We start from the raw sequence: 20121 nt of genomic DNA, 5'->3' as shown, positions 1-20121 counted from the left end.
AAATGTCTGCACTTTACCCACCTGCATTTGTTACAATCACCACATTATATCTGTTGTTAAAATGAAGCCATGAAAGAAAATAATACACGTTCAAAATTACATCCTCGTAACCTACATAAAAATGGGTACGACTTCGATTTATTAACAACAGAGCACCCTGCTCTACTGCCTTTTGTTATAACCACACCTGCAGGTACTAAAAGTATTGATTTTAGTGATAACAAAGCCGTTAAAACACTCAATCAAGCTCTTTTAAAAGCACATTATAATATTGATTTTTGGGATATTCCTGAGCACAATTTATGTCCACCTATACCTGGGCGTGTTGACTACATTCATTACTTAGCTGACTTATTAAGTGATGATAATCAACAACAAATACCTTTAGGTAAGCAAATTAAAGTGCTTGATATTGGCACTGGCGCTAACTTAGTTTATCCGCTTACTGGTACAAGTGAATATAAGTGGCATTTTACAGGGACTGATATTGATGCAGCTTCGGTAAAAATAGCAAAGCAAATTGCTCAGTTTAATAGTTTAAAAATAACCCTAAAACAACAAAAAAACGCATCACATATTTTTAAAGGCGTTGTAAATCAAAAAGATTTATACCATTTAACGCTCTGCAACCCTCCGTTTCATGCAAGTGAAGAAGAGGCAAGTAAAGGCAGTGAACGTAAATGGAAAAACCTAGGAAAAACCCCCAGTAGCACGCTTAATTTTGGTGGTCATAATAATGAATTATGGTGTGAAGGCGGTGAAGTACAGTTTATCTCTAACATGATTAAAGAGAGCGAAGACTTTGCAGAGCAAGTACTGTGGTTTACGTCGTTAGTCTCTAAAAAAGATAATATTGCAGCCCTTGAAGAAGTATTAAAAGCCCACCCAATAGCACAATATAAAATAGTTGATATGGCACAAGGTCAAAAAATTAGCCGCTTTATTGCATGGAGCTACTTTGATAAAGAAACTCGTGAACAAATTTGTAGCGAGCTGGCTTAGTACCAATTTTATTAAAAACAATAAAAAGGATAAGGCAATCATGATAGATTTTCGCTCTGATACAGTTACAAAACCAACAAAAGAAATGCGCGATATTATGTACAGCGCACCGGTTGGTGACGATGTATACGGTGATGATGAAAGCGTTAACCAGCTAGAAGCTTATGCGTGTGAGCGTTTTAACTTTGAAGCTGCTCTTTATTGTAGCTCAGGTACACAAGCCAACTTACTTGCAATAATGGCGCATTGTGAGCGAGGTGACGAATACATATGTGGCCAAAATGCTCACAATTATAAGTTTGAGGGCGGCGGCGCAGCTGTTTTAGGGTCCGTGCAACCACAGCCTATTGAAAATGAAGCCGATGGTAGCATCCCCTTCAGTAAAATAGCTGCAGCAATAAAACCAGACGATTGCCATTTTGCAAACACGCGATTACTTAGCTTAGAAAATACCATAGGCGGAAAAGTGCTCCCGCTTGAGTACTTAGCCCAAGCTCGTGACTTTGTTAATACGCATAATTTAGCGCTGCACTTAGACGGCGCACGTGCTTTTAATGCCGCTGTTGAGCTAAATATTGATATCACTGAAATCACAAAGCACTTTGACTCAATTTCTATTTGTTTATCTAAAGGTTTGGGGGCGCCCGTAGGCTCTTTATTATTAGGCTCACCAGCACTTATTAATAAAGCAAGACGATGGAGAAAAGTACTTGGTGGCGGTATGCGCCAAGCCGGAATGCTTGCAGCTGCCGGGCAGTTTGCACTTGAGCACAATGTAGAGCGCTTAAAAGACGATCATGCAAATGCACGTTATTTGGCTCAACAATTAAGTGAAATCAGTGGCTTTACTGTAGATATGAGTAACACCACTAATATGGTTTACGCAACATACACTAGCAGTATAAACATTGAAGAGATTGCTGAGGCACTTAAACAACAAGGTATACTATTTAGCCCAAGCAAGCAGCTTAGGCTAGTGACGCATTTAGATATTACGCGCGAAGATATTGATACATTTTTAAATGCTTTGTCGGCCCATATTTAACGCGGCTTTATAATGTTTGCGGCATACCGAAACATATCGGTCATTGCCGCCAATTTCTACTTGGTTACCATCGGCTATTGCTTCACCATTTTCATCGGTACGCAGTACATGGTTTGCTTTACGTCCACAGTGGCATACAGTTTTAAGCTCAACTAACTTATCAGCCCACGCAAGCAAATATTGCGACCCTATAAATAGCTCGCCTCTAAAGTCGTTACGCAAGCCATAACACAATACCGGTATACCTAATTCATCAACCACATCGGTTAATTGCATTACTTGTTCTTTTGATAAAAATTGGCACTCGTCAACTAATACACAATGGCGTTTTTTATCATTGTTGAGTGATTGAATAAGATCAAAAACATCTTTGCTAGCATCAAATACATGCGCATCTGCTTGCAAGCCAATACGAGACGATACTTTACCCACGCCTTGTCTATCATCAATGGCAGCAGTAAGGATCACAGGTTCCATGCCACGTTCTTTATAATTAAATGCAGATTGTAATAACGTGGTTGATTTACCTGCATTCATTGCAGAGTAGTAAAAGTATAATTGAGCCATTGCAGTGCCATTTTATAAAAAGTGCGCTTATGCTACCTTAATATTAAATTAATACCAATTTACAAACGCGAATTTAACGAGGTTATTAGGGCCTGCTGACCTTTCAGGATTAAAATTTGTTCAACCTAGGGGCTATTTAATCGCGGCGTGAGGTTTGTAACCTAGCGGGCTAAGTAAAAACCGAGCAAAGCTTCCGCGTCCTGCTCACGCCCCTTACCTACATCCATGTAGGCAACAAAGAGTAAATTGCCCCTAGGCAGAACCCTTCGGGCAGCGCATGTTTGGCATTTATGCTGCGTTATCGCCTATTTATGGGGAATAACCACATATATAGGCTCTGCCTTACCTAAATACCAAACAGTCTGCTGCAAATTCAACCTCGAAAGATAAACAGGCCCTAAGTGTTTGTAAATATTTAATATAGATAGGTGCACTTTCAAATTTTGATAACCACTGCCACATTTGCAAGCTTAGAGCGTTATTTTCTTCGTAGAATTGTTTTGAAAAAATAAGATAACCATGGCTTGTTTCGTACGGTGGGTAAATCGGTTTAACGTTATTACCTTTATACGGATAACTCGACACTTTTAAACCATCAACTTGGCATATATCAACGCTCGCCTGCACCACGCCCTTATCTAGCAACTCAAAAGCTTTGCTTTTAGAAAACGTATTATGAATAAAAAATGGTTCTTCTTTCAACGCGCTATTTAGTCCATAGCCATTAGGAATAGCTATCGTAAATGCTTTATTTTGAAATACTTCGCGAGTCTCCCATTCTTTATGAAATTTATAACGCCCTATAAGGCAGCTACTAAATTCACTTACTGCATAGTCATCTTGTAACTTACCTTGCTGATCAACAGGGTAAACAGCAAGGTTTTCTCGTCCTTTGCGGTAACTGGCAATAACAGCATTAACTCGATTAAATTCTAAATCGCTTAAGCATCTACGCCATGGTTTTCTAACAAACTTAATCTCAACACCATCAATCGCTTTATCTAATAAACTTAAAACCTCAACTGAGGCATCAGGTTGATCAATAGGTATAGCCTTATCAACACCTAAAAATAGTGGTGCTGCATTTTTATCTTCATAACAAAAAAGTAATTCTTTGGCCGTAACGCCATCGCAAAAAACAATACACTTCAAAACAAAAATATAAAGTAACGTTCTAATTTTCATAGTGATTTTTATTTATAAACTAAATCTACAGTGTAGTATGTAGAACTAAACATACAAAATATTCGTTAAATTAATTTACATTAATCCTTCGTGTTTCAGCAACCAAAGTTTCCTATCAAGCCCACCAGCATAGCCCGTTAACTTTGCATTTGCGCCAATAATTCGGTGGCAAGGCACTATAATGCTAATCGGATTTTTACCATTCGCAGCACCTACTGCCCTCACTGCTTTTGGGTTATTGAGTTGGTTTGCAATATAGCCGTATGTTTGTGATTGCCCAAAAGGCACCGTTAATAGTGCTTGCCATACGCTTTGTTGAAATGCTGTATCGTTTGTATCAAGTGGTACATCAAAAGTAGTGCGTTTTTTTGCAAAGTACTCATTTAACTGCGCAGCACAAATAAGCACCGCCTTGTTAGCGACTTGCTCAAATGGCGTATGAGGGTGTTCAACTGGTGGATAAAACCCAACGTAACTCACGCCTTTCTCGGTCGCTTGAATAATTATGTCGTCTATAGGGCTCGAAATGGATGTTTGAATGATCATTATAATTGCTGCCAAAGTTGAAAAGTTAAGTAAGAGCGAAAAGGAGCGCTGTTAGCAGGTACGAAAGGGTTTGCCGCCGCTTGAGCTTTTTTAACACCTAAGTCGCCATCAAGTAATATATCGGGCTGGCTTTGCCCTCGCAACTTTGCATAATTTACTGTCCAAGGACCAATTCCCTTTAAATTAAGCCATTCGTCTAAATCGTCGTTTTCGGAGTTTAAAGCACAAAACTGGGCTAAGTTGTGTAGCGCATTTTTGCGTGCTTGTGGCATTTTAAAAAATGCAAAATCACTATTAGCGACAATTTTAGCCGTAGGGAAGTAAATAACACCGCCCTCTTTTTCGCCTAATTCATCAACTAACTTTGTTACTAAATTATGCGCCGCAGTAACACTCACTTGTTGTCCGAGTACCGCCCTTATACCGGCTTCAAAACTTGACCAAATCCCTGGAAGTCTGAGCCCTTCACACACTGTAAACGCATTGTTAATATTGGCGCTTAAATGCGTTTCAATTAAATTAATATCGGCATCTAAATCAAGCACACGGCGTATATTATTTATAACGGGTTGTAAGTACACCGTATTGTCTATATTGATAGATACACTAAAGTGGTTTTTACTCGCTATAAATTCAGCGGTAAAGCTTCCTTTATATTCCTCACTTGCAAAAGTACGTCCGTAGCTCGTTTGTGTTATCCACTCCATTGGTTTTATCAAGCGCCGTTGTAAAAAGCCCTGCAAAGCAGGCCAATTATAAGGCGGCCTAAATGGCAGGGTTAAAGTGAGTTTTGACGTTGGTTTTTTATCGCCACTGCGCAGCTTCGAGGGAGCTATATTTAACTGCTGTAAAAATGCATCATTAAAGCGCCTAATGCTTTTAAAGCCAGCGGCAAATGCTATTTCGGTAAGAGGTAAATGTGTTTCTTGAATCAGCTTTTTAGCAAAGTGACACTGGTTAAATAATCGGTATTGCGTAATCGACACGCCAAAATACTGCTTAAACAACTGTCTTAAATAACGACTGCTTATACCTAAACGAGCTGCTAATTTTTCGCAGTCGTGCTCATCGTGCTGATCAATTAATTGCTTAGCTCTCAGAGCTGTGGTTTTTGTACCCTGCCAAGCAGCGCTGCCTGGTGCGCTATCGGGTCTGCATCGTATACATGGCCTAAACCCAGCTTGGGCTGCATTATGTGCAAACTGATAATACGTGACGTTTTTTTCGTGTGCGGTAGGAGCTGGGCATATTGGTCTGCAATATATGCCCGTACTTTTAACAGCAACATAAAAAAGCCCGTCAAAACGTGGATCGCGGCTCTGACGTGCTTTTTGCCAATGTGAATTGTCCATAAGCGGCTCTGTAAAATAACCTAATAGAGTCTAGCTTATAGAAAAAAACTCACTTTACTAGCCATATTCGGAACTCTACTAATAGCAGCTAAGTAGCGCTTTTCAACTTCAGTCCAATTAATTACATTATAAAAAGCAGCGATATACTCAGGGCGCTTATTTTGATACTTCAAGTAATAGGCATGTTCCCATACATCAAGTCCCAAAATAGGGATATTCCCTTGCATTAAAGGGCAATCTTGATTAGCGCTATTTTGTACAATCAGCTTTTCATCTGGCATGACGCATAACCACGCCCAGCCACTACCAAATTGGCTAATTGCAGCGGCTGTAAATTCCTCTTTAAATTCATCAAAACCGCCGAGTTGCTCATTTATAGCTTGGGCCACAATACCTTCAGGTTCACCTCCTCCTTGTGGGCTCATTATCTGCCAAAATAAGCTGTGATTAAAATGCCCTCCTACATGCTCTTGTACTGCTTTTTGCAAATTACTAGGCAGGCTGTTTATTCCCTTAAGTAATTTTTCAGCATTTGCGGTTGCATATACAGTATCTGCTAAAGCAGCATTGGCTTTATTGATATACGTTTGATGATGCAAAGTGTGGTGAATATGCATAGTTTTGCTGTCTAAATGAGGCTCAAGCGCATCGTATTCATAATTAAGTGCTGGCAAGGTAAACGCCATAAATTACTCCTTATTTTAATGTAGCAGGCTGTTTGTTGAGTCTTTAGAGCATAAGCAAAAATTCACTTGCTCTATTAGCTCAGGTAAAAAATGATAGCGTCTTGCAAATGATACAAGTTCAGAGGAAGTTTTAATGTAATGATGCTTACTCACTTTTTGTATATCGTAATGAGTATGCTTAATTAATGAAGAGAGTGTTAAGTGTACTTCGCATAACCATTTACATGCATTTTCAGGCTGTTGCATAGCAATATAGGTATCAGCTAAATTATGTGAAGCAACAACAAGTGCGGGTATACAATGCTCAATAGCATGAATGGCATTATTATTAATCTGAGCGTATAAAAACTGCTGAAGGAGATGATCTGCGAGTGTTTGGGCTAATAAGTATTTATCGCGTGCTTCGAGTAAAGCACCTTGTTCAAATGCATAATTACCTTGCATTATGTTCGACTGCCAAGGGCTTAATGCTTGTTCAAGATAGAGTAGATCTGGCTGGGGCTGTTTTTGACTTGAGATCATATAATCATCTGCACATTTAATTATTGAGTGTGTATTTAACTTACACACCCAACAACGCAAATGCAAATGATTTTCATTAACTATTTAGCGAAATCTAATAATTCCTGCCCTGTTAAGCGATATATAATCCATTCGTTTTGTGGCTTTGCACCAATGCTATTGTAAAAATCGATAGCGGGTTTATTCCAATCAAGGACCACCCATTCAAAACGGCCACAGTTATTACTAATCGCATTATTAGCTAAGTGCTTCATAATGGCTTTGCCTGCACCATTGCCACGACTATCAGGGCTTACATATAAATCTTCTAGGTACAGGCCATTTTTACCTAACCAGGTAGAGTAATTATAAAAATATACTGCAAAACCAATTGGCTCATCGCCTTCTAAACAAATTATGCTGTGCGCGGTTGATCCTTCGCTAAACAAAGTATCTAGAATTGCTTGTTCATCTGTTTTTACCGCATCAGGTTCTTTTTCGTATGTGGCAAGTTCGGTAATAAAGTGCAAAATTGTTTTTGCGTCACTTGGTTTTGCATCACGTATTATAACGGGTTTACTCATTGTATTTTGACCTTAAATATACAGCTCTAATTTATCTTTTAAAATATCTAATTGAATAGGTTTACTCAAGTAATCATCCATTCCAGCAGTTATACAGCGCTCTTTATCGGAGTCCATTGCATTAGCAGTGATGGCAATAATTTTTATATTTTTGTGCTGCTCACCCGCGACCCCTTCGCGTATAGCTGCAGTTGCCCCAAAGCCATCCAAAACTGGCATTTGGCAATCCATAAGTACAAGCTTAAAGAATCCTGAATCATGCGCTTTTAATATATCAATTGCCAATTGACCATTCCCGGCAATCGTAACGTCACAATTAAGCTTTTTGAGCATTAATTTAGCCACCTGTTGGTTAATGGGATTATCTTCTACAAGTAGTATTTGGGCAGATTCCTGCACCTTTTCTTTTTTAAGTGACGAAATATAGCCTGACGTAACAAGTGGAAGTGTCTCGCCTGCATCATTACTCGTTATAACCGACAGTGCAGAAATTAAATCGGCAGTGGTCACAGGTTTAGGAAAATATGCCTGAAAGCCAGCGTCAGAATAACGCTGAGCGCCTTCCATACCAGCAATACTAGTCATCATTACAAGTGGCATTGATTTATAATGTGCATGTGCTTTTAGTGCTTTACAAAGCTCTATGCCGTCCATTCCTGGCATTTGCATATCAAGCACTGCAATATCGTACATACAATTTTTGCTTTCATATTGCTGCGCGCACATATCAAGTGCTTGATGTGCATCGCATGCAAGCGCAACCTTAGCGCCCCAATGCTCAAGCTGTTGTAAAATTACTATCCGATTTGTTTCGTTATCATCAACAACTAAAACCGTTAACTCTTTCATATTAATATTAGGAATATAACGCTCTTTTTGATCGCCAGGGGTCAGCATTATAGTGGCAGTAAAGGTACTTCCTTCGCCGGCTTCACTACTAAGAGAAATTGCCCCACCCATTAGCTCACAAAGCTGCTTACAAATAGCCAGCCCTAAGCCACTGCCCCCGTATTCACGCGTTGTTGATGCATCTACTTGAGAAAACGGAGTAAATAATTGCTGCTGTTTTTCTAAACTGATCCCTATACCTGAGTCTTTTATACTGACAATAAATTCTAAGCCTTGAGCCACTTTATTAACTTTCGCACTTACAACAACCTCGCCTTTACTCGTAAACTTAACGGCGTTACTTAGTAAATTAGTAAGTACTTGGCGAATTCGCCCAGGATCACCGCATAACTGCGAAGGTTCAAGTGCAACCAAATCTAAAATTATTTCAATCCCTTTGTCTTGAGCTGTAAATGCTTGCGCGGCAGCAACTTCACCAATTAAATCGCGGGCATTAAAGTTAATTTCTTCAAGCTCAATTTTACCCGCTTCAGCTTTAGAGAAATCTAAAATATCGTTAATGACACCCAATAAAGAATGTGCACTTGTTTTGGCTATATCGACTTTAGTTTCTATTGGTTTAGGTAATGACTCTAATTGAACAAGCTCTAGCATACCGAGTACACCATTCATTGGCGTTCTTATTTCGTGACTCATGGTTGCTAAAAATTGGCTCTTGGCAATGGCTGCATCTTCTGCTTTTACAAGCGCTACTTTAAGCTCCTCACTGATTACTTTACGTTGCTGAGAAATTAAAGTACTTCCCACTAAAGTAGCTAATGATCGAAGATACGTTTCTTCACTTTGCGTCCAATAGTGGTGCTCGCCAACAGTTTCAGCACATAAAATACCTAAATTACCATCGCCTGTTGCTATAACTGCATCAAGTATTGATTTAATATTGAGTGGTTTTGCATACGCTTCTATAAAATCAACAGTTGCCGGATGAGTATAAACATCATCAATAGCCACTAAGTTTTGCTCATAAATGGCGTTATAATATGCAGGATAGTCTTTAGCAGTTAAAACAGCATCTGTATCTACAAACCCTAGCCCATCTATATATAAGCTATGACACGCCATCACGTCTCGTTGTTCGTTAAAAATCCATACCGACGCACGTGCAATATTTAGCACTTCACACATAGATTTAACCGCTAGCTTTTTAACTTGCTCTACATCACTATTTTGCACTTCAGGTGCGACTGTAAGCGCGGCTAAATTTTTGTTATAGCGGTTTGCTTTTTCGCTTTCGAGTTCAAGGCGTTTATGTGCGTCAATACTTTGAAATGAGCCAAAAACACGCACACATTTACCATCTTTAAACTCTGTTTGCCCCATCGATTTAACCCAGCGTTCTTGCCCAGCATAGGTTAAAATAATAAGTTCAACACTCCAGCTTTCACCTAATGTTACTGCGCATTCAAACAAAGTATTTATAGTATCTCGGTGCACTCCTGGTTTATAAAAATCAATTGCGGTATCTATCCTCGGCTCAAATCCCTCTGGTACTTCGTGGATAACTTTAACTTCATCAGACCAATAAAGAGTATGTGCTTCTAAGTCAATTTCCCATGCACCAATCTGCCCTTGCTTACTCATTGACTCTAGCAAGCTTTGCTGACGATTTATTTTTAATTGCGTATTGTATCGCTCTGTAATATCTAAAATAAATCCATCTAAATACAAAACGTTACCAGTTTCATCGTAAATTGCTTGGCCTTTTTCATTTACCCAATGCAAAGAGCCATCGCGAGCTGTAATTCTATACTCAACAGACCATGACTGCTTAGCACTGGCACAGCGTAAAATTTCAGCTTTTATTTTTTTAGAATCGTCTTCGCATATTAAATCAAAAAAGCTTAGAGCATCATTGCCTATCAACTCATCAGGTGAATAGCCTGTTATCTCACTTGCTTGCTCACTCATATAAAGTGTGCTTAATTTATCATCAAATTTACACCGATAAATAATACCCGGTATATTTGATACCAAAGATGCAAATCTATCTCGGCTTCCTTGCAGTTCAAGTTCAGTTGCTTTTTTATCTGAGATATCTAAGTGAGTACCTATCATTCGCTTAGGCGAACCATCACTATTCCATTCAACCACTTTAGCTGTATCAAGCACCCACACCCAGTGGCCATTTTTATGCTTCATACGCGCTTCACTTTCGTAGTAATCTGTTTCACCAGCAAAGTGCGCTTTTAGCTTTAAGTCTGATTCAATTAAATCCTCTGGGTGAATAAATTTATACCAAGTTTGTATTGTACAAGGCTCTATTTCACTCAGTTTATACCCTATAATTTCAGCCCAACGGTTATTTAAAACAGCTACGTTAGTATCAATATACCAATCCCAAATACCTACAGCAGTTGTATCTATCACTAACTGCAACTGTGTTTTATGCTGCTCAAGTTCTAGTTCTTGCAGTTTAAGAAATGTCATATCGGTACGAATAGCAATATAGCTTTGCGGTTTACCGCTTTCATCTAAAAATGGCGCAATGGTCGTATCTACCCAATAAAAACCACCATGCTTCGCTTTATTGCATATTTGCCCGTTCCATACATCTCCGCGTTTGAGGGTTTTATACATATTTTTAAAAAATTCTTTTTCGTGCTTTCCTGAATTTAAAATACGATGGTTTTGACCTATTAATTCATATTCATCATAGCCACTAATTTCGCAAAATTTCTTATTTACAAAAGTAATGGTGCCATGCAGATCAGTTACTGCAACAATGGCATGTTCATCTAATGCGCTTTTTTGCTCAGCTAATTGTTTTAATGCAATTTGAAGTGCAGAGCGTTGTTTTTGCAGTATGCTTTGCTGTTCTGCTTTTACGGCCACTAACTTACGCAGGCCTAATGAAAGCTGATTAAACTCTATGCTGTCGTTTATTATTGGCACTTTAACCACATCACCTTTGGTAATGTTTTCAACAATTTTAGCTAAGTTAATTAAAGGACGAGAAAGCCGACGACCAAACCACCACGACGACGTTAATATAAGTAGTAATGCCCCCATATTTGTTAATATAGCGAGCTGCTTATAATAATTAGATCCTTGCAATGCAACGTCTTTTGGTTTTGATACAAGTAATTGCCAACCAGATTCATTTAAAAACTCTAAAGAATTAATATACCCATATAAAGTGGCTTCATCTTTATTACTATAAGAAAAAACACGTTGTATTGGTGAGCCATTCTGAGAGAAAAATAGTGGTTGGGCATCGTCTGTATTATTACTTTTTTGAATTTTATTATTGTGCATAACATAAAATGTTATGTCTTTATTAGCTGTGTGTATTTTACTTAGATTATTCAATAAGCCGTTTAAATTTATATCTGCGAGCAATATGGTTTGTAACTTATTTTCGCCATTTAATACCGGTAAACCAATAATATGATACTCACGCCCTGAGACAGTCATTGACTGAAATTGAATTTCTCCTGTATTTTTAATACCAGAACGAATGTCGTTAAAACGTTGGTCTTTAATAACATTAAAAAAGGGGGATTTGGGGAGTGAATTAACGAGGTCTACATCAATAAGCTCTACATTATTAACAAAGTCGTACTGCTCAACAAATTGACTGATTAATTTTTGCTTTTTAGCAGGGCTAATATCAAGCTGTGTCCTAAGCAAATATAAGTCTTTAACATGGTCCGCAAACCAAATATCAGCAAATTGCTTGCCTATATTATTAAGCTCGTTTAGTTCAGTGTCTGCATTTTGTTTAAGGGTGCGATTTACGTGTTCAAGACTAAACCAAGTAAGTATACAAAGTGGCCCTAAGGCTATAATTATAAAGGTTATAATTAACTTACTTCGAACAGATTGTCCTTTACCTGTTAATTCACCAAAGTTTAAACCTTTGTCCATGCTTAATACCCAGCAGCTTTTAATCATTTAATATTACTTACATTAATGCACTAAATATATAAAGACGCAAGTTTTGAGCTGTAAACTCCTTAAAAAATCGACATTTAGCGTTACAATCTTAAATTCGCGCATTCAAAAAAAGTACGTCTTTATTACTAACTTACAATTGCGTTCATTTACACTATAACTCCTGTAGCTGTTTTAAATCACCCATGATATAAGCAATATTCAATCAAAGCATTTGAGAGCATTATGGCGCACGATCACTCACATAGTCATGTAGACGAAAACCAAAGCAATAAACAACTCACCGTTGCTGTGGTTATTAATGTATTGCTAACCGTAGCCCAAGTTATTGGCGGGATATTTTCGGGCAGTTTGTCACTTATAGCCGATGCCCTTCATAATTTAAGTGATGCTGCCGCTATATTTATAGCCTTGGTTGCACGTAAAGTTGGTAATAAACCTGCTGACGGCACTCATCACTTTGGCTATAAACGCGCAGAAATACTCGCCACACTTTTTAATAGCAGTACATTAATATTAATTGGCGTGTATTTAATTTTTGAAGCCATTTCGAGCTATTTAAACCCTCAACCAATTAATGGCTGGATAGTTGTGTGGGTGGCAGCAATAGCATTGGTAATCGATTTAGCAACCGCATTTTTAACCTACCGAGCAGGTGCAAATCACAGCATAAATATAAAGGCGGCTTTTATCCATAACGTATCTGATGCAATGGCGTCTATTGTGGTAATTATTGCGGGCACCTTAATTATTTTATACCAATGGTACATTGTCGATTTAATTGCCACTGTACTTATTTCTATCTATGTAATTTATCATGGCATTTTACTATTAAAGCAAAGCTGCAAAATTTTAATGCAAGCAGCACCCAATAACATCGACACACATGCTATATCACATGCTATTGGTAGTGAATTTAATATCGAATCTGTAACCAGTATTAAGCTTTGGCAACTAGACGATAAAGAAAACTACTGCGAGCTTGTTATTAGCACTCAGCAAGCAATTGATTTGCCAGCCGTAAAAAGCTTTTTACACGACAATTTTAATATCGAAAACTGCATAATAGAAATCCAACCAAATACACAACTATTTAATTGAAAACAGCTCGTATTATCATTTACAATATTGCCATTAACTCATAATGAGATACCGTTTTTGAAACTTTGGTTACGTAGAATTCATTTAGGCCTTGCCCTTATTAGCGGACTATTTTTATTAATAGTGAGCTTAACCGGTGCTGTTATGATTTATGCAAAAGACATACAGCACTTAATAGAACCCGCAAAATGGCAAGTAACACCACAAGCAAATTTAATGCCTTACGATGAGCTTATACAAAATGTACAAGCTCAAACTAAGCAAAAAATCACCTTTTTTATGCCCGAACAAGCGCCAAACGCCGCATGGCAATTTAGGTTAGCTAATAAATACTACGCCAGTGTTGATCCCTACTCAGGGAGAGTGCTAAACGTCTATGAATCAACCGATACGATTTATGGGTTTGCTATGGGATTACATCGTTGGCTGTTGTTTGAAGACAGTGAGGGTGAAAAAACCTTTAGAAATTGGATGTCGGTGTGTGCATTGCTACTTTTAATAAATGTATTACTCGGCTTTTATTTATGGGTAAAACCTAAAAACAGAATTAAGCGTTTAGCTATAAAACCAAAAGCCAAATTTAGAGTGCTCATGTATCAATTACATACCGTACTGGGTGTTTACTTTTTTATACCGCTGGTACTTATTGCCTTTACTGGCATGGCATTTAATTGGAAAACACAAACTCAATCGGTATTAGAATTTGTAACGTTTAATAAAGTAGAACAAAGGCCTAAAGCACCGAAAATAATACAGCCCTCTCAGGCTACTTTAGACTATAACAAAGCAATTAAAAATGCAGAGAACGTATTTCCAGATGGCAAAGTATATAGAATTTATTTACCTAAAAAAGCCGACGAAGCAATAGCACTGAGAATGCAAAACCCTGGCGAAAGCCACGCTTACAGCTGGGTTTGGACTAACCCATTTACTGGTAAAGTATTAAACTCATTTGACGCCAGTAAAACCAACTTCACAACACAAACATGGAACTTTAAGTATAAGTTTCACATTGGTGATTTTGCAGGCCCTATTGTGCAGTTTTTATGGTTATTAATAGCCCTTTCACTCGCATTTTTTATTGTAAGCGGTGTGTATTTTTGGTTAAAACGCCATAAATGGAAATAAATCTCATTAACACTTGCGTCATTAGTTGATAATAATTACCATTACGGGAACTATTATCAACTAAGACACCCTATGTTAAAAACTTCGCTTTGCCTTATTGCTGTTGCAATAAGTACTAACACGTTAGCAAATGAAAATAATAAAAATGAATACACTTCTGATCAGTTAGAGCATGTCATTGTATCTGGCAGCCGCATATCAGAAAGCATAGACGAAGTACCTGCCTCGATTACCGTTATAAATCAGCAACAAATACAACAGCATTTAAAAGTAAGCTCAGAACTGGGAAGCTTACTCGCGCAAATGGTTCCAGGGCTAGCTCCCGATACCGGCAGTTCAAGTAATTCAGGACAAACACTACGCGGCCGCGCGCCATTAATAATGATTGATGGCGTACCGCAATCAACCCCTCTTCGTAATGGCTCTTTAGGCGTAAAAACGCTTGATGCAAGTGCCATAGCGCGCATTGAAGTCATAAAAGGCGCAACGTCTATTTATGGTAATGGTGCCTCAGGTGGCATTATTAACTACATAACAAAACAGGCTCGCAGTGATGGTAAGCCTGAAGGGGAGATTAGTATTTCAAGTCGCTTTAGCGCTGTTAAATTAGCAGAGAGCGGCGGTGGCAGAATATCGGCTGCGGTAAACGGTAAGCTCGATAAGCTCGATAAGCTAAGCTATCTGTTAACAGCAAGCTATGAAGAAAACGGCGTACAACGCGACGCCGAAGGCGATATTTTAGGCTTACAATATGGTTTATCCGACTCTGAAACTCAAAACTATTTTACCAAACTAACTTATGATTTTGACGACGAAAAACAACTTCAGTTTAGCTACAACTTTTACAGCTCACAACAAAAAACAGACTTAGGCGATGTGACTGGCGATGGCAATATAGGGGAAAAAACATACGCTATACACGTCCCCTTAGCGCTTCAAAAACAAGGTAAACCGCAAGGCCCAGAAGGCAACGAAAATATAACCCTAAAATATGTTGATTACGCGTTGTTTGAAAACACACAAATGACCCTCGATCTGTATAAACAAAATATAGAAAACGTATTCTTTTTCTCAACCGCTTTAGCCAATCTTGATGAAGGTTATAGCGGTGGTCAATCGGTTATTAAATCAGATAAGCAAGGTGCAAGAGCTACATTTAATAGCCAGTTTGATTTTGAAAACGTAACAGCCACCCTAATCTACGGTATTGATGCCTTAAACGATAAAACATCGCAACCTTTAGTAGATGGCCGTGTGTGGGTGCCAGAAATGGACATGGAAAGTGTGGCTGGCTTTTTACAAACCAAATGGGTAATAAACGACGACATTATTGTAAAAGCGGGTGTAAGAAACGAAAGCATTGATTTGAGCGTAAGTGACTACCAAACGCTAAAACTTTGCAAAACCGCATCGCAATGTTCAGTACCATTAAATGTGCGTGGCGACACCATTAATTACGATGCAACAACCTATAATGCCGGTATTAAATATAACTTAACAGATGCATTTAGCCCGTTCTTTAGTTACTCACAGGGCTCTGATATTTCTGATATTGGTCGCTTACTTCGCGCAGCGACCGTTGACGATATTGCGCTAATTCAAACCCAAGCTTCAATAATCGATAATTACGAAGTTGGTTTTACTTCACAGTTTGAAAACGTGCGTTTTGAATTTGCTCTTTACAGAAGTACCTCAGAGCTTGGTACAAGTAATGAGTATAATGAAACAACGGGTGTTTACGAACCTGTACGCGCACCACAAGAAATATGGGGTTACGAAGGGTTAGTTAACTACACTATTACCGAAGACCTTAAATTAAGCGCAACTTATAGCTATGTTGAAGGTAAAAACACTGAAGCTGATGAGTACTTAGGGGCAGCTCAAATTAGTCCACCTAAAGCCACTGCTAATTTAACGTGGCAAACAAATGACGAACTATCACTTGCAATGAGCTTTTTATATGTAGGCGACAGAAAGCGTTTTGATAAAAATGCGCAAGGCCAATACTCTGGCGATCAGGGCCCCGTTAGTAGCTACAACACATTTAACTTAAGTGGCCAATACAATGTTAACGCCAGGTGGAGTGGGTATTTTGGGATAGAAAACCTGTTCAATAGTGATTACTACCCTGCCCGCGCACAGGCTTACACCTACGGTGGATATAACATTAAAGGATTAGGCACAACGGCAACGCTGGGGGCTAAATATCAATTTTAATGAATGAATAAACACTATAGGCATGCCCTGCATGCCTATATACTTAACCTGAGCTCTGGTTAAGAGATTTACTGACCTATTGAATCATGGAGATATTTAAATTGATTTTCTCTAGCCAGAGATTCTCAGTGAAAACAAGGCGACTTTACGCGTCAATAGCTAGCCTATTGCAAGTAAATTCAACGCAGTTAGCACTGATAATAACTGCTGGAGATAGATTTATTATTCAGAGTTCAGGTTAATTAACAAAACCACATAAATAAACGTCTCGCTTTTACCTATCAATCATGACCTTATATAAGATGCTAATACAAATAAAAAACTGTCCATAAACCAAGCAGTAACGCAAACTTAAATAAGAATCAAAACCAATAGTAACGCAATGATTTTTATAGAGAAAACTTGCAATATAGGCTATTTGTACTACACTGCATGCAATTGAAATAGTTAAGGCGATTTATCATGAAAGGTAATCAAAAAGTAATCGATGCGTTTAATACATTGTTAGCTAACGAATTAGCAGCAATCGATCAGTATTTTATACACTCGCGCATGTATGACGACTGGGGTTTAAACAAGCTATACGAGCGCCTTAACCACGAAATGGAAGAAGAAAAAGATCACGCAGACTGGCTTATTAAGCGCATCTTGTTTTTAGAAGGTGTACCAAATATGACTAAGCGCCGTGATTTACTTATCGGTAACGATGTAAAAAGCATGATGCAAAACGATTTAACACTAGAGCTTGAAGTAGTTGCGTGTGTTAAAGATGTAATCGCAATATGTGAAGAACAACAAGATTATCAATCTCGTAGCATTTTAGAAAAACTGTTATTTGATACCGAAGAAGACCATGTTTACTGGTTAGAGCAGCAACTTGGCTTAATTGATAAGATTGGTTCTGAAAACTATCATCAAGCACAAATGGCTTAGTAGGAGCATATTATGAAAGGCGATAAAGACGTTATAGCAGCGCTTAATAAAGTACTCGCTAATGAGCTTGTTGGTATTAACCAATACTTTTTACATGCACGCATGTTTAAAGATTTTGGTTTCACTCAACTAGACAAAGCAGATTACAAAGTATCAATTCAAAAAATGAAAAACGCCGATCGTTTAATCGAACGTATTTTGTTTTTAGAAGGCTTACCAAATCTTCAAGACTTAGGCCGATTACGTATTGGTGAAAACAGCGAAGAAATGATTGCAGCTAATATGAGTTTTGAACTTGATACTATTGGCGAGTTGCAAAGCGCAGTAAAACTGGCTGAAAGCAAAAAAGATTACATTACCCGCGAAGCCCTTGATCACATTTTAAATGAGCAAGAAGAGCAAATTGACTGGTTAGAAACTCAACAATTGCTTATTAAAAATACGGGTATTAAAAACTACTTGCAGTCTCAACTGTAAATAGTAACAAGCATAAAAAAAGCAGCTAAAAAGCTGCTTTTTTTATATCTAAATTTTATATGTAATTAAGCAACTTGATCCGTTACATCCGCAATCTGGATAAGTCTGCGATTAAGGATCTTTTTAGTACAACCACAACACTTACCGCATTGGCTGCCTACTTTAAGCTCTTTAGTTAATTCACGCATGGTCGTTGCACCATCGTCAATTGTTTGCTCAATTTTTTTATCAGTCACACCGTGACATAGACAAATATACATGAATACAAACCACTCTCAATTTCATTTAGTGCGTACATACTAATCTAAACGAAAATGGTTATCAATTGTTATTTAACTAATATGTATTATTTTAAACTTTTTTTGGCCAGCGCCACTTAAGTCGAGAATTCGCGGCAGCTTGAGAATAGTTTTAATTTTAAGCAAGGTGTGGCACTCAGATTGAGATTTATTAAATAGAGTCCACCTTAAATCTAAGTAAGATTAGGTTTAGGTAAATATCTGAATGGTTGAGAATTAATTACTTTAGGCTTTAAAAAACTCAATGTATAAATACGGAATTTATGGATGGGTGATTTCCGGTTTGTGCCATGAGCGGACATTCAAAATGAAAGTGACAAAAGGCAAAACGTTCTCCTATTTTCCCGCATTGCTATAATGTTGGTTTAGCTCCAAATGAATCACAGGTCAGAAACAGAAATTCGAAAAATGTGGCCAAATATTATTGACCACTACAATCTGAATAAACTACTTGATAATCTTTTATAAGCATTTGGCCGAATTCACCTAATCCTTGTTTCGTGAAAAAATCTAAAACATTCTGATCAAGGTAAACCGTTGGCTTTCCTTCGTATGGTGGAATTGACTCCATTACTTAATCCTTTATGCATAACTGCTTATTGAACAGCATTTTAGTGGTTTATAGCATATCAAAACGGGGGATTACATACCCTGATAATTTCACCAACAATTACTTTTGTAAACAAGTAATTAAACAGCTAGGAATTAAGGATCTTATTTTGCCCCAAAGCGGCGTTTAATAATGTTATTGGACAAAATTAGATTTCTACTCGAAACACAGGAATAAATTTAACTTTTTCAATGACCGGTCATCGCTCTTTCCTGACTATCAGCTCATTGCCAAAAGCTAACTTTATTACTCCCGACTAAATTAACTATATTCGATTCTTAATATTTACCACGCAAAAGTTTTGTGGAATAATGCCCGCCTCTTAGGGGAGTAGCCCGCTCAGTAATGAGTAAACTTATCAACATAATTGCACCTCATGTGCATGGTAAGTTTGTAATGTTGTAGCAAGCGTTATCGGCGAGACCTAGGTAGACACTATCCTCATGGCGGGAGATAGTTGTTTGCCTTGGTTTAGTATTCCCGCCTGTAAGAATCAATAATGGAAGTTTTTTTAACCTCAACCGTCACTGTCACACTTGCCGAAATAGGCGATAAAACCCAGCTTTTATCGCTCCTGTTAGCCGCCCGTTTTCGTAATAAAGGCGCGCTTATTCTTGGTATTTTAGCCGCAACCTTACTCAATCATGGTTTATCAGCGTGGTTTGGGCAGTGGTTAAGTAATAGTTTTTCTTCTGAATATTTACCTTGGCTTGTAAACATCAGCTTTATTGTTGTTGGCCTTTGGCTATTAGTTCCAGACAAAGACGAAGCTGTAAGTAGTAAATACGATAGCTACGGGGCTTTTTTAGTCGCTTTTGTATTATTTTTTATTGCAGAAATTGGTGATAAAACACAAATAGCGACGGTGTTGTTAGGGGCACAATATCAGTCTGTGTTTTGGGTAACAGTAGGAACTACGTTAGGTATGCTAATTGCTAACGTGCCTGTTATATACGCTGGTAATGCATTACTAAAAAGAATATCTCTAAACACCGTACGTGCTATTGCTGCTTGTGTGTTTGTGTCATTAGGTATTTATGGCTTAGTTACAATTTAATCAATATTAAAGCTCGCAACTATTGATT

The 20121-nt window shown here is 38.0% G+C and carries 18 protein-coding genes; 8 read left to right on the top strand and 10 right to left on the bottom strand.

All coding sequences use genetic code 11. The features are described 5' to 3' along the window. The first annotated feature begins 69 nt into the window (after positions 1–69). Both rlmF and ltaE read left to right on the top strand, forming a co-directional pair. On the top strand, positions 70–1002 hold the full coding sequence (gene rlmF / locus I6F45_RS10835; RefSeq protein ID WP_197160452.1) for a 23S rRNA (adenine(1618)-N(6))-methyltransferase RlmF: 933 nt from the start codon (positions 70–72) through the stop codon (positions 1000–1002). Positions 1003–1042: 40 nt separating this feature from the next. Continuing rightward, on the top strand, positions 1043–2047 hold the full coding sequence (gene ltaE, locus I6F45_RS10830) for a low-specificity L-threonine aldolase (RefSeq protein ID WP_197160450.1): 1005 nt from the start codon (positions 1043–1045) through the stop codon (positions 2045–2047). Here ltaE and I6F45_RS10825 read toward each other — a convergent pair. The 8 genes from I6F45_RS10825 to I6F45_RS10790 all read right to left on the bottom strand — a co-directional run bounded on the left by I6F45_RS10825 (position 2021) and on the right by I6F45_RS10790 (position 12244). Next, positions 2021–2614 (bottom strand): thymidine kinase, encoded by a 594-nt coding sequence (locus I6F45_RS10825; RefSeq protein ID WP_007582344.1) that lies wholly within the window; start codon positions 2612–2614, stop codon positions 2021–2023. The two genes, ltaE and I6F45_RS10825, sit on opposite strands and share 27 nt — an antisense overlap. A gap of 342 nt (positions 2615–2956) precedes the next feature. After that, positions 2957–3799: an amino acid ABC transporter substrate-binding protein gene (locus I6F45_RS10820; RefSeq protein ID WP_165740471.1), complete on the bottom strand. Its 843-nt coding sequence runs from the start codon at positions 3797–3799 to the stop codon at positions 2957–2959. A 75-nt stretch (positions 3800–3874) separates the two neighbouring features. Beyond that, positions 3875–4345: a methylated-DNA--[protein]-cysteine S-methyltransferase gene (locus I6F45_RS10815; RefSeq protein ID WP_197160448.1), complete on the bottom strand. Its 471-nt coding sequence runs from the start codon at positions 4343–4345 to the stop codon at positions 3875–3877. After that, positions 4345–5697, bottom strand: a complete 1353-nt coding sequence (locus I6F45_RS10810; RefSeq protein WP_197160446.1) for a DNA-3-methyladenine glycosylase 2 family protein — start codon at positions 5695–5697, stop codon at positions 4345–4347. The genes I6F45_RS10815 and I6F45_RS10810 overlap by 1 nt, the downstream gene beginning before the upstream one ends. A gap of 35 nt (positions 5698–5732) precedes the next feature. Next, on the bottom strand, positions 5733–6383 hold the full coding sequence (locus I6F45_RS10805) for a superoxide dismutase (protein WP_197160445.1): 651 nt from the start codon (positions 6381–6383) through the stop codon (positions 5733–5735). 15 nt (positions 6384–6398) lie between these two features. Next, positions 6399–6905: a hypothetical protein gene (locus tag I6F45_RS10800; protein WP_197160444.1), complete on the bottom strand. Its 507-nt coding sequence runs from the start codon at positions 6903–6905 to the stop codon at positions 6399–6401. A gap of 80 nt (positions 6906–6985) precedes the next feature. Further along, complete coding sequence (locus I6F45_RS10795) at positions 6986–7468, bottom strand: GNAT family N-acetyltransferase (RefSeq protein WP_197119907.1); 483 nt, start codon at positions 7466–7468, stop codon at positions 6986–6988. 12 nt (positions 7469–7480) lie between these two features. Then, positions 7481–12244, bottom strand: a complete 4764-nt coding sequence (locus I6F45_RS10790) for a PAS domain-containing protein (RefSeq protein ID WP_197160442.1) — start codon at positions 12242–12244, stop codon at positions 7481–7483. Between the two features lie 252 nt (positions 12245–12496). Here I6F45_RS10790 and I6F45_RS10785 point away from each other — a divergent pair, with 252 nt between their 5' ends. The 5 genes from I6F45_RS10785 to bfr (I6F45_RS10765) all read left to right on the top strand — a co-directional run bounded on the left by I6F45_RS10785 (position 12497) and on the right by bfr (I6F45_RS10765) (position 18127). Next, positions 12497–13372, top strand: coding sequence for a cation diffusion facilitator family transporter (locus I6F45_RS10785; protein ID WP_165728417.1), 876 nt, complete (start codon positions 12497–12499; stop codon positions 13370–13372). A 57-nt stretch (positions 13373–13429) separates the two neighbouring features. After that, a complete protein-coding gene (locus I6F45_RS10780; protein ID WP_165728418.1) occupies positions 13430–14500 on the top strand; it encodes a PepSY-associated TM helix domain-containing protein in 1071 nt (356 codons plus the stop codon). Between the two features lie 72 nt (positions 14501–14572). Beyond that, the gene (locus tag I6F45_RS10775; protein WP_197160440.1) at positions 14573–16717 is read left to right on the top strand and encodes a TonB-dependent receptor; all 2145 of its coding nucleotides are present in this window, start codon (positions 14573–14575) and stop codon (positions 16715–16717) included. A 462-nt stretch (positions 16718–17179) separates the two neighbouring features. Then, positions 17180–17650, top strand: coding sequence for a bacterioferritin (bfr, locus tag I6F45_RS10770; RefSeq protein ID WP_002958985.1), 471 nt, complete (start codon positions 17180–17182; stop codon positions 17648–17650). Positions 17651–17662: 12 nt separating this feature from the next. Continuing rightward, positions 17663–18127 (top strand): bacterioferritin, encoded by a 465-nt coding sequence (gene bfr / locus I6F45_RS10765; protein ID WP_024593101.1) that lies wholly within the window; start codon positions 17663–17665, stop codon positions 18125–18127. A gap of 65 nt (positions 18128–18192) precedes the next feature. On the opposite strand, the gene I6F45_RS10760 is transcribed toward bfr (I6F45_RS10765), so the two are convergent. Next, positions 18193–18387 carry a (2Fe-2S)-binding protein gene (locus I6F45_RS10760; RefSeq protein WP_002960627.1) on the bottom strand — a complete coding sequence of 65 codons (195 nt, stop codon included), beginning with the start codon at positions 18385–18387 and terminating at the stop codon, positions 18193–18195. Between the two features lie 460 nt (positions 18388–18847). Further along, positions 18848–18997 (bottom strand): hypothetical protein, encoded by a 150-nt coding sequence (locus I6F45_RS10755; RefSeq protein WP_197160504.1) that lies wholly within the window; start codon positions 18995–18997, stop codon positions 18848–18850. Positions 18998–19535: 538 nt separating this feature from the next. Here I6F45_RS10755 and I6F45_RS10750 point away from each other — a divergent pair. Further along, a complete protein-coding gene (locus I6F45_RS10750) occupies positions 19536–20093 on the top strand; it encodes a TMEM165/GDT1 family protein (RefSeq protein ID WP_076924201.1) in 558 nt (185 codons plus the stop codon). Positions 20094–20121: the final 28 nt, after the last annotated feature.

It is taken from the genome of Pseudoalteromonas sp. SWYJZ19 (assembly GCF_015864375.1).
GTDB classification, from domain to species: domain Bacteria; phylum Pseudomonadota; class Gammaproteobacteria; order Enterobacterales; family Alteromonadaceae; genus Pseudoalteromonas; species Pseudoalteromonas arctica.
Note: the sequence above shows the minus strand (reverse complement) of the source record. Positions and strands in the feature narration are given on the sequence as shown.

Excerpts from the sequence above, each read along its gene's own strand:
- rlmF (WP_197160452.1), top strand. The coding sequence starts at position 70 with ATGAAAGAAAATAATACACGTTCAAAATTACATCCTCGTAACCTACAT.
- ltaE (WP_197160450.1), top strand. The coding sequence starts at position 1,043 with ATGATAGATTTTCGCTCTGATACAGTTACAAAACCAACAAAAGAAATG.
- I6F45_RS10825 (WP_007582344.1), bottom strand. The coding sequence starts at position 2,614 with ATGGCTCAATTATACTTTTACTACTCTGCAATGAATGCAGGTAAATCA.
- I6F45_RS10820 (WP_165740471.1), bottom strand. The coding sequence starts at position 3,799 with ATGAAAATTAGAACGTTACTTTATATTTTTGTTTTGAAGTGTATTGTT.
- I6F45_RS10815 (WP_197160448.1), bottom strand. The coding sequence starts at position 4,345 with ATGATCATTCAAACATCCATTTCGAGCCCTATAGACGACATAATTATT.
- I6F45_RS10810 (WP_197160446.1), bottom strand. The coding sequence starts at position 5,697 with ATGGACAATTCACATTGGCAAAAAGCACGTCAGAGCCGCGATCCACGT.
- I6F45_RS10805 (WP_197160445.1), bottom strand. The coding sequence starts at position 6,383 with ATGGCGTTTACCTTGCCAGCACTTAATTATGAATACGATGCGCTTGAG.
- I6F45_RS10800 (WP_197160444.1), bottom strand. The coding sequence starts at position 6,905 with ATGATCTCAAGTCAAAAACAGCCCCAGCCAGATCTACTCTATCTTGAA.
- I6F45_RS10795 (WP_197119907.1), bottom strand. The coding sequence starts at position 7,468 with ATGAGTAAACCCGTTATAATACGTGATGCAAAACCAAGTGACGCAAAA.
- I6F45_RS10790 (WP_197160442.1), bottom strand. The coding sequence starts at position 12,244 with ATGGACAAAGGTTTAAACTTTGGTGAATTAACAGGTAAAGGACAATCT.
- I6F45_RS10785 (WP_165728417.1), top strand. The coding sequence starts at position 12,497 with ATGGCGCACGATCACTCACATAGTCATGTAGACGAAAACCAAAGCAAT.
- I6F45_RS10775 (WP_197160440.1), top strand. The coding sequence starts at position 14,573 with ATGTTAAAAACTTCGCTTTGCCTTATTGCTGTTGCAATAAGTACTAAC.
- bfr (WP_002958985.1), top strand. The coding sequence starts at position 17,180 with ATGAAAGGTAATCAAAAAGTAATCGATGCGTTTAATACATTGTTAGCT.
- bfr (WP_024593101.1), top strand. The coding sequence starts at position 17,663 with ATGAAAGGCGATAAAGACGTTATAGCAGCGCTTAATAAAGTACTCGCT.
- I6F45_RS10760 (WP_002960627.1), bottom strand. The coding sequence starts at position 18,387 with ATGTATATTTGTCTATGTCACGGTGTGACTGATAAAAAAATTGAGCAA.
- I6F45_RS10755 (WP_197160504.1), bottom strand. The coding sequence starts at position 18,997 with ATGGAGTCAATTCCACCATACGAAGGAAAGCCAACGGTTTACCTTGAT.
- I6F45_RS10750 (WP_076924201.1), top strand. The coding sequence starts at position 19,536 with ATGGAAGTTTTTTTAACCTCAACCGTCACTGTCACACTTGCCGAAATA.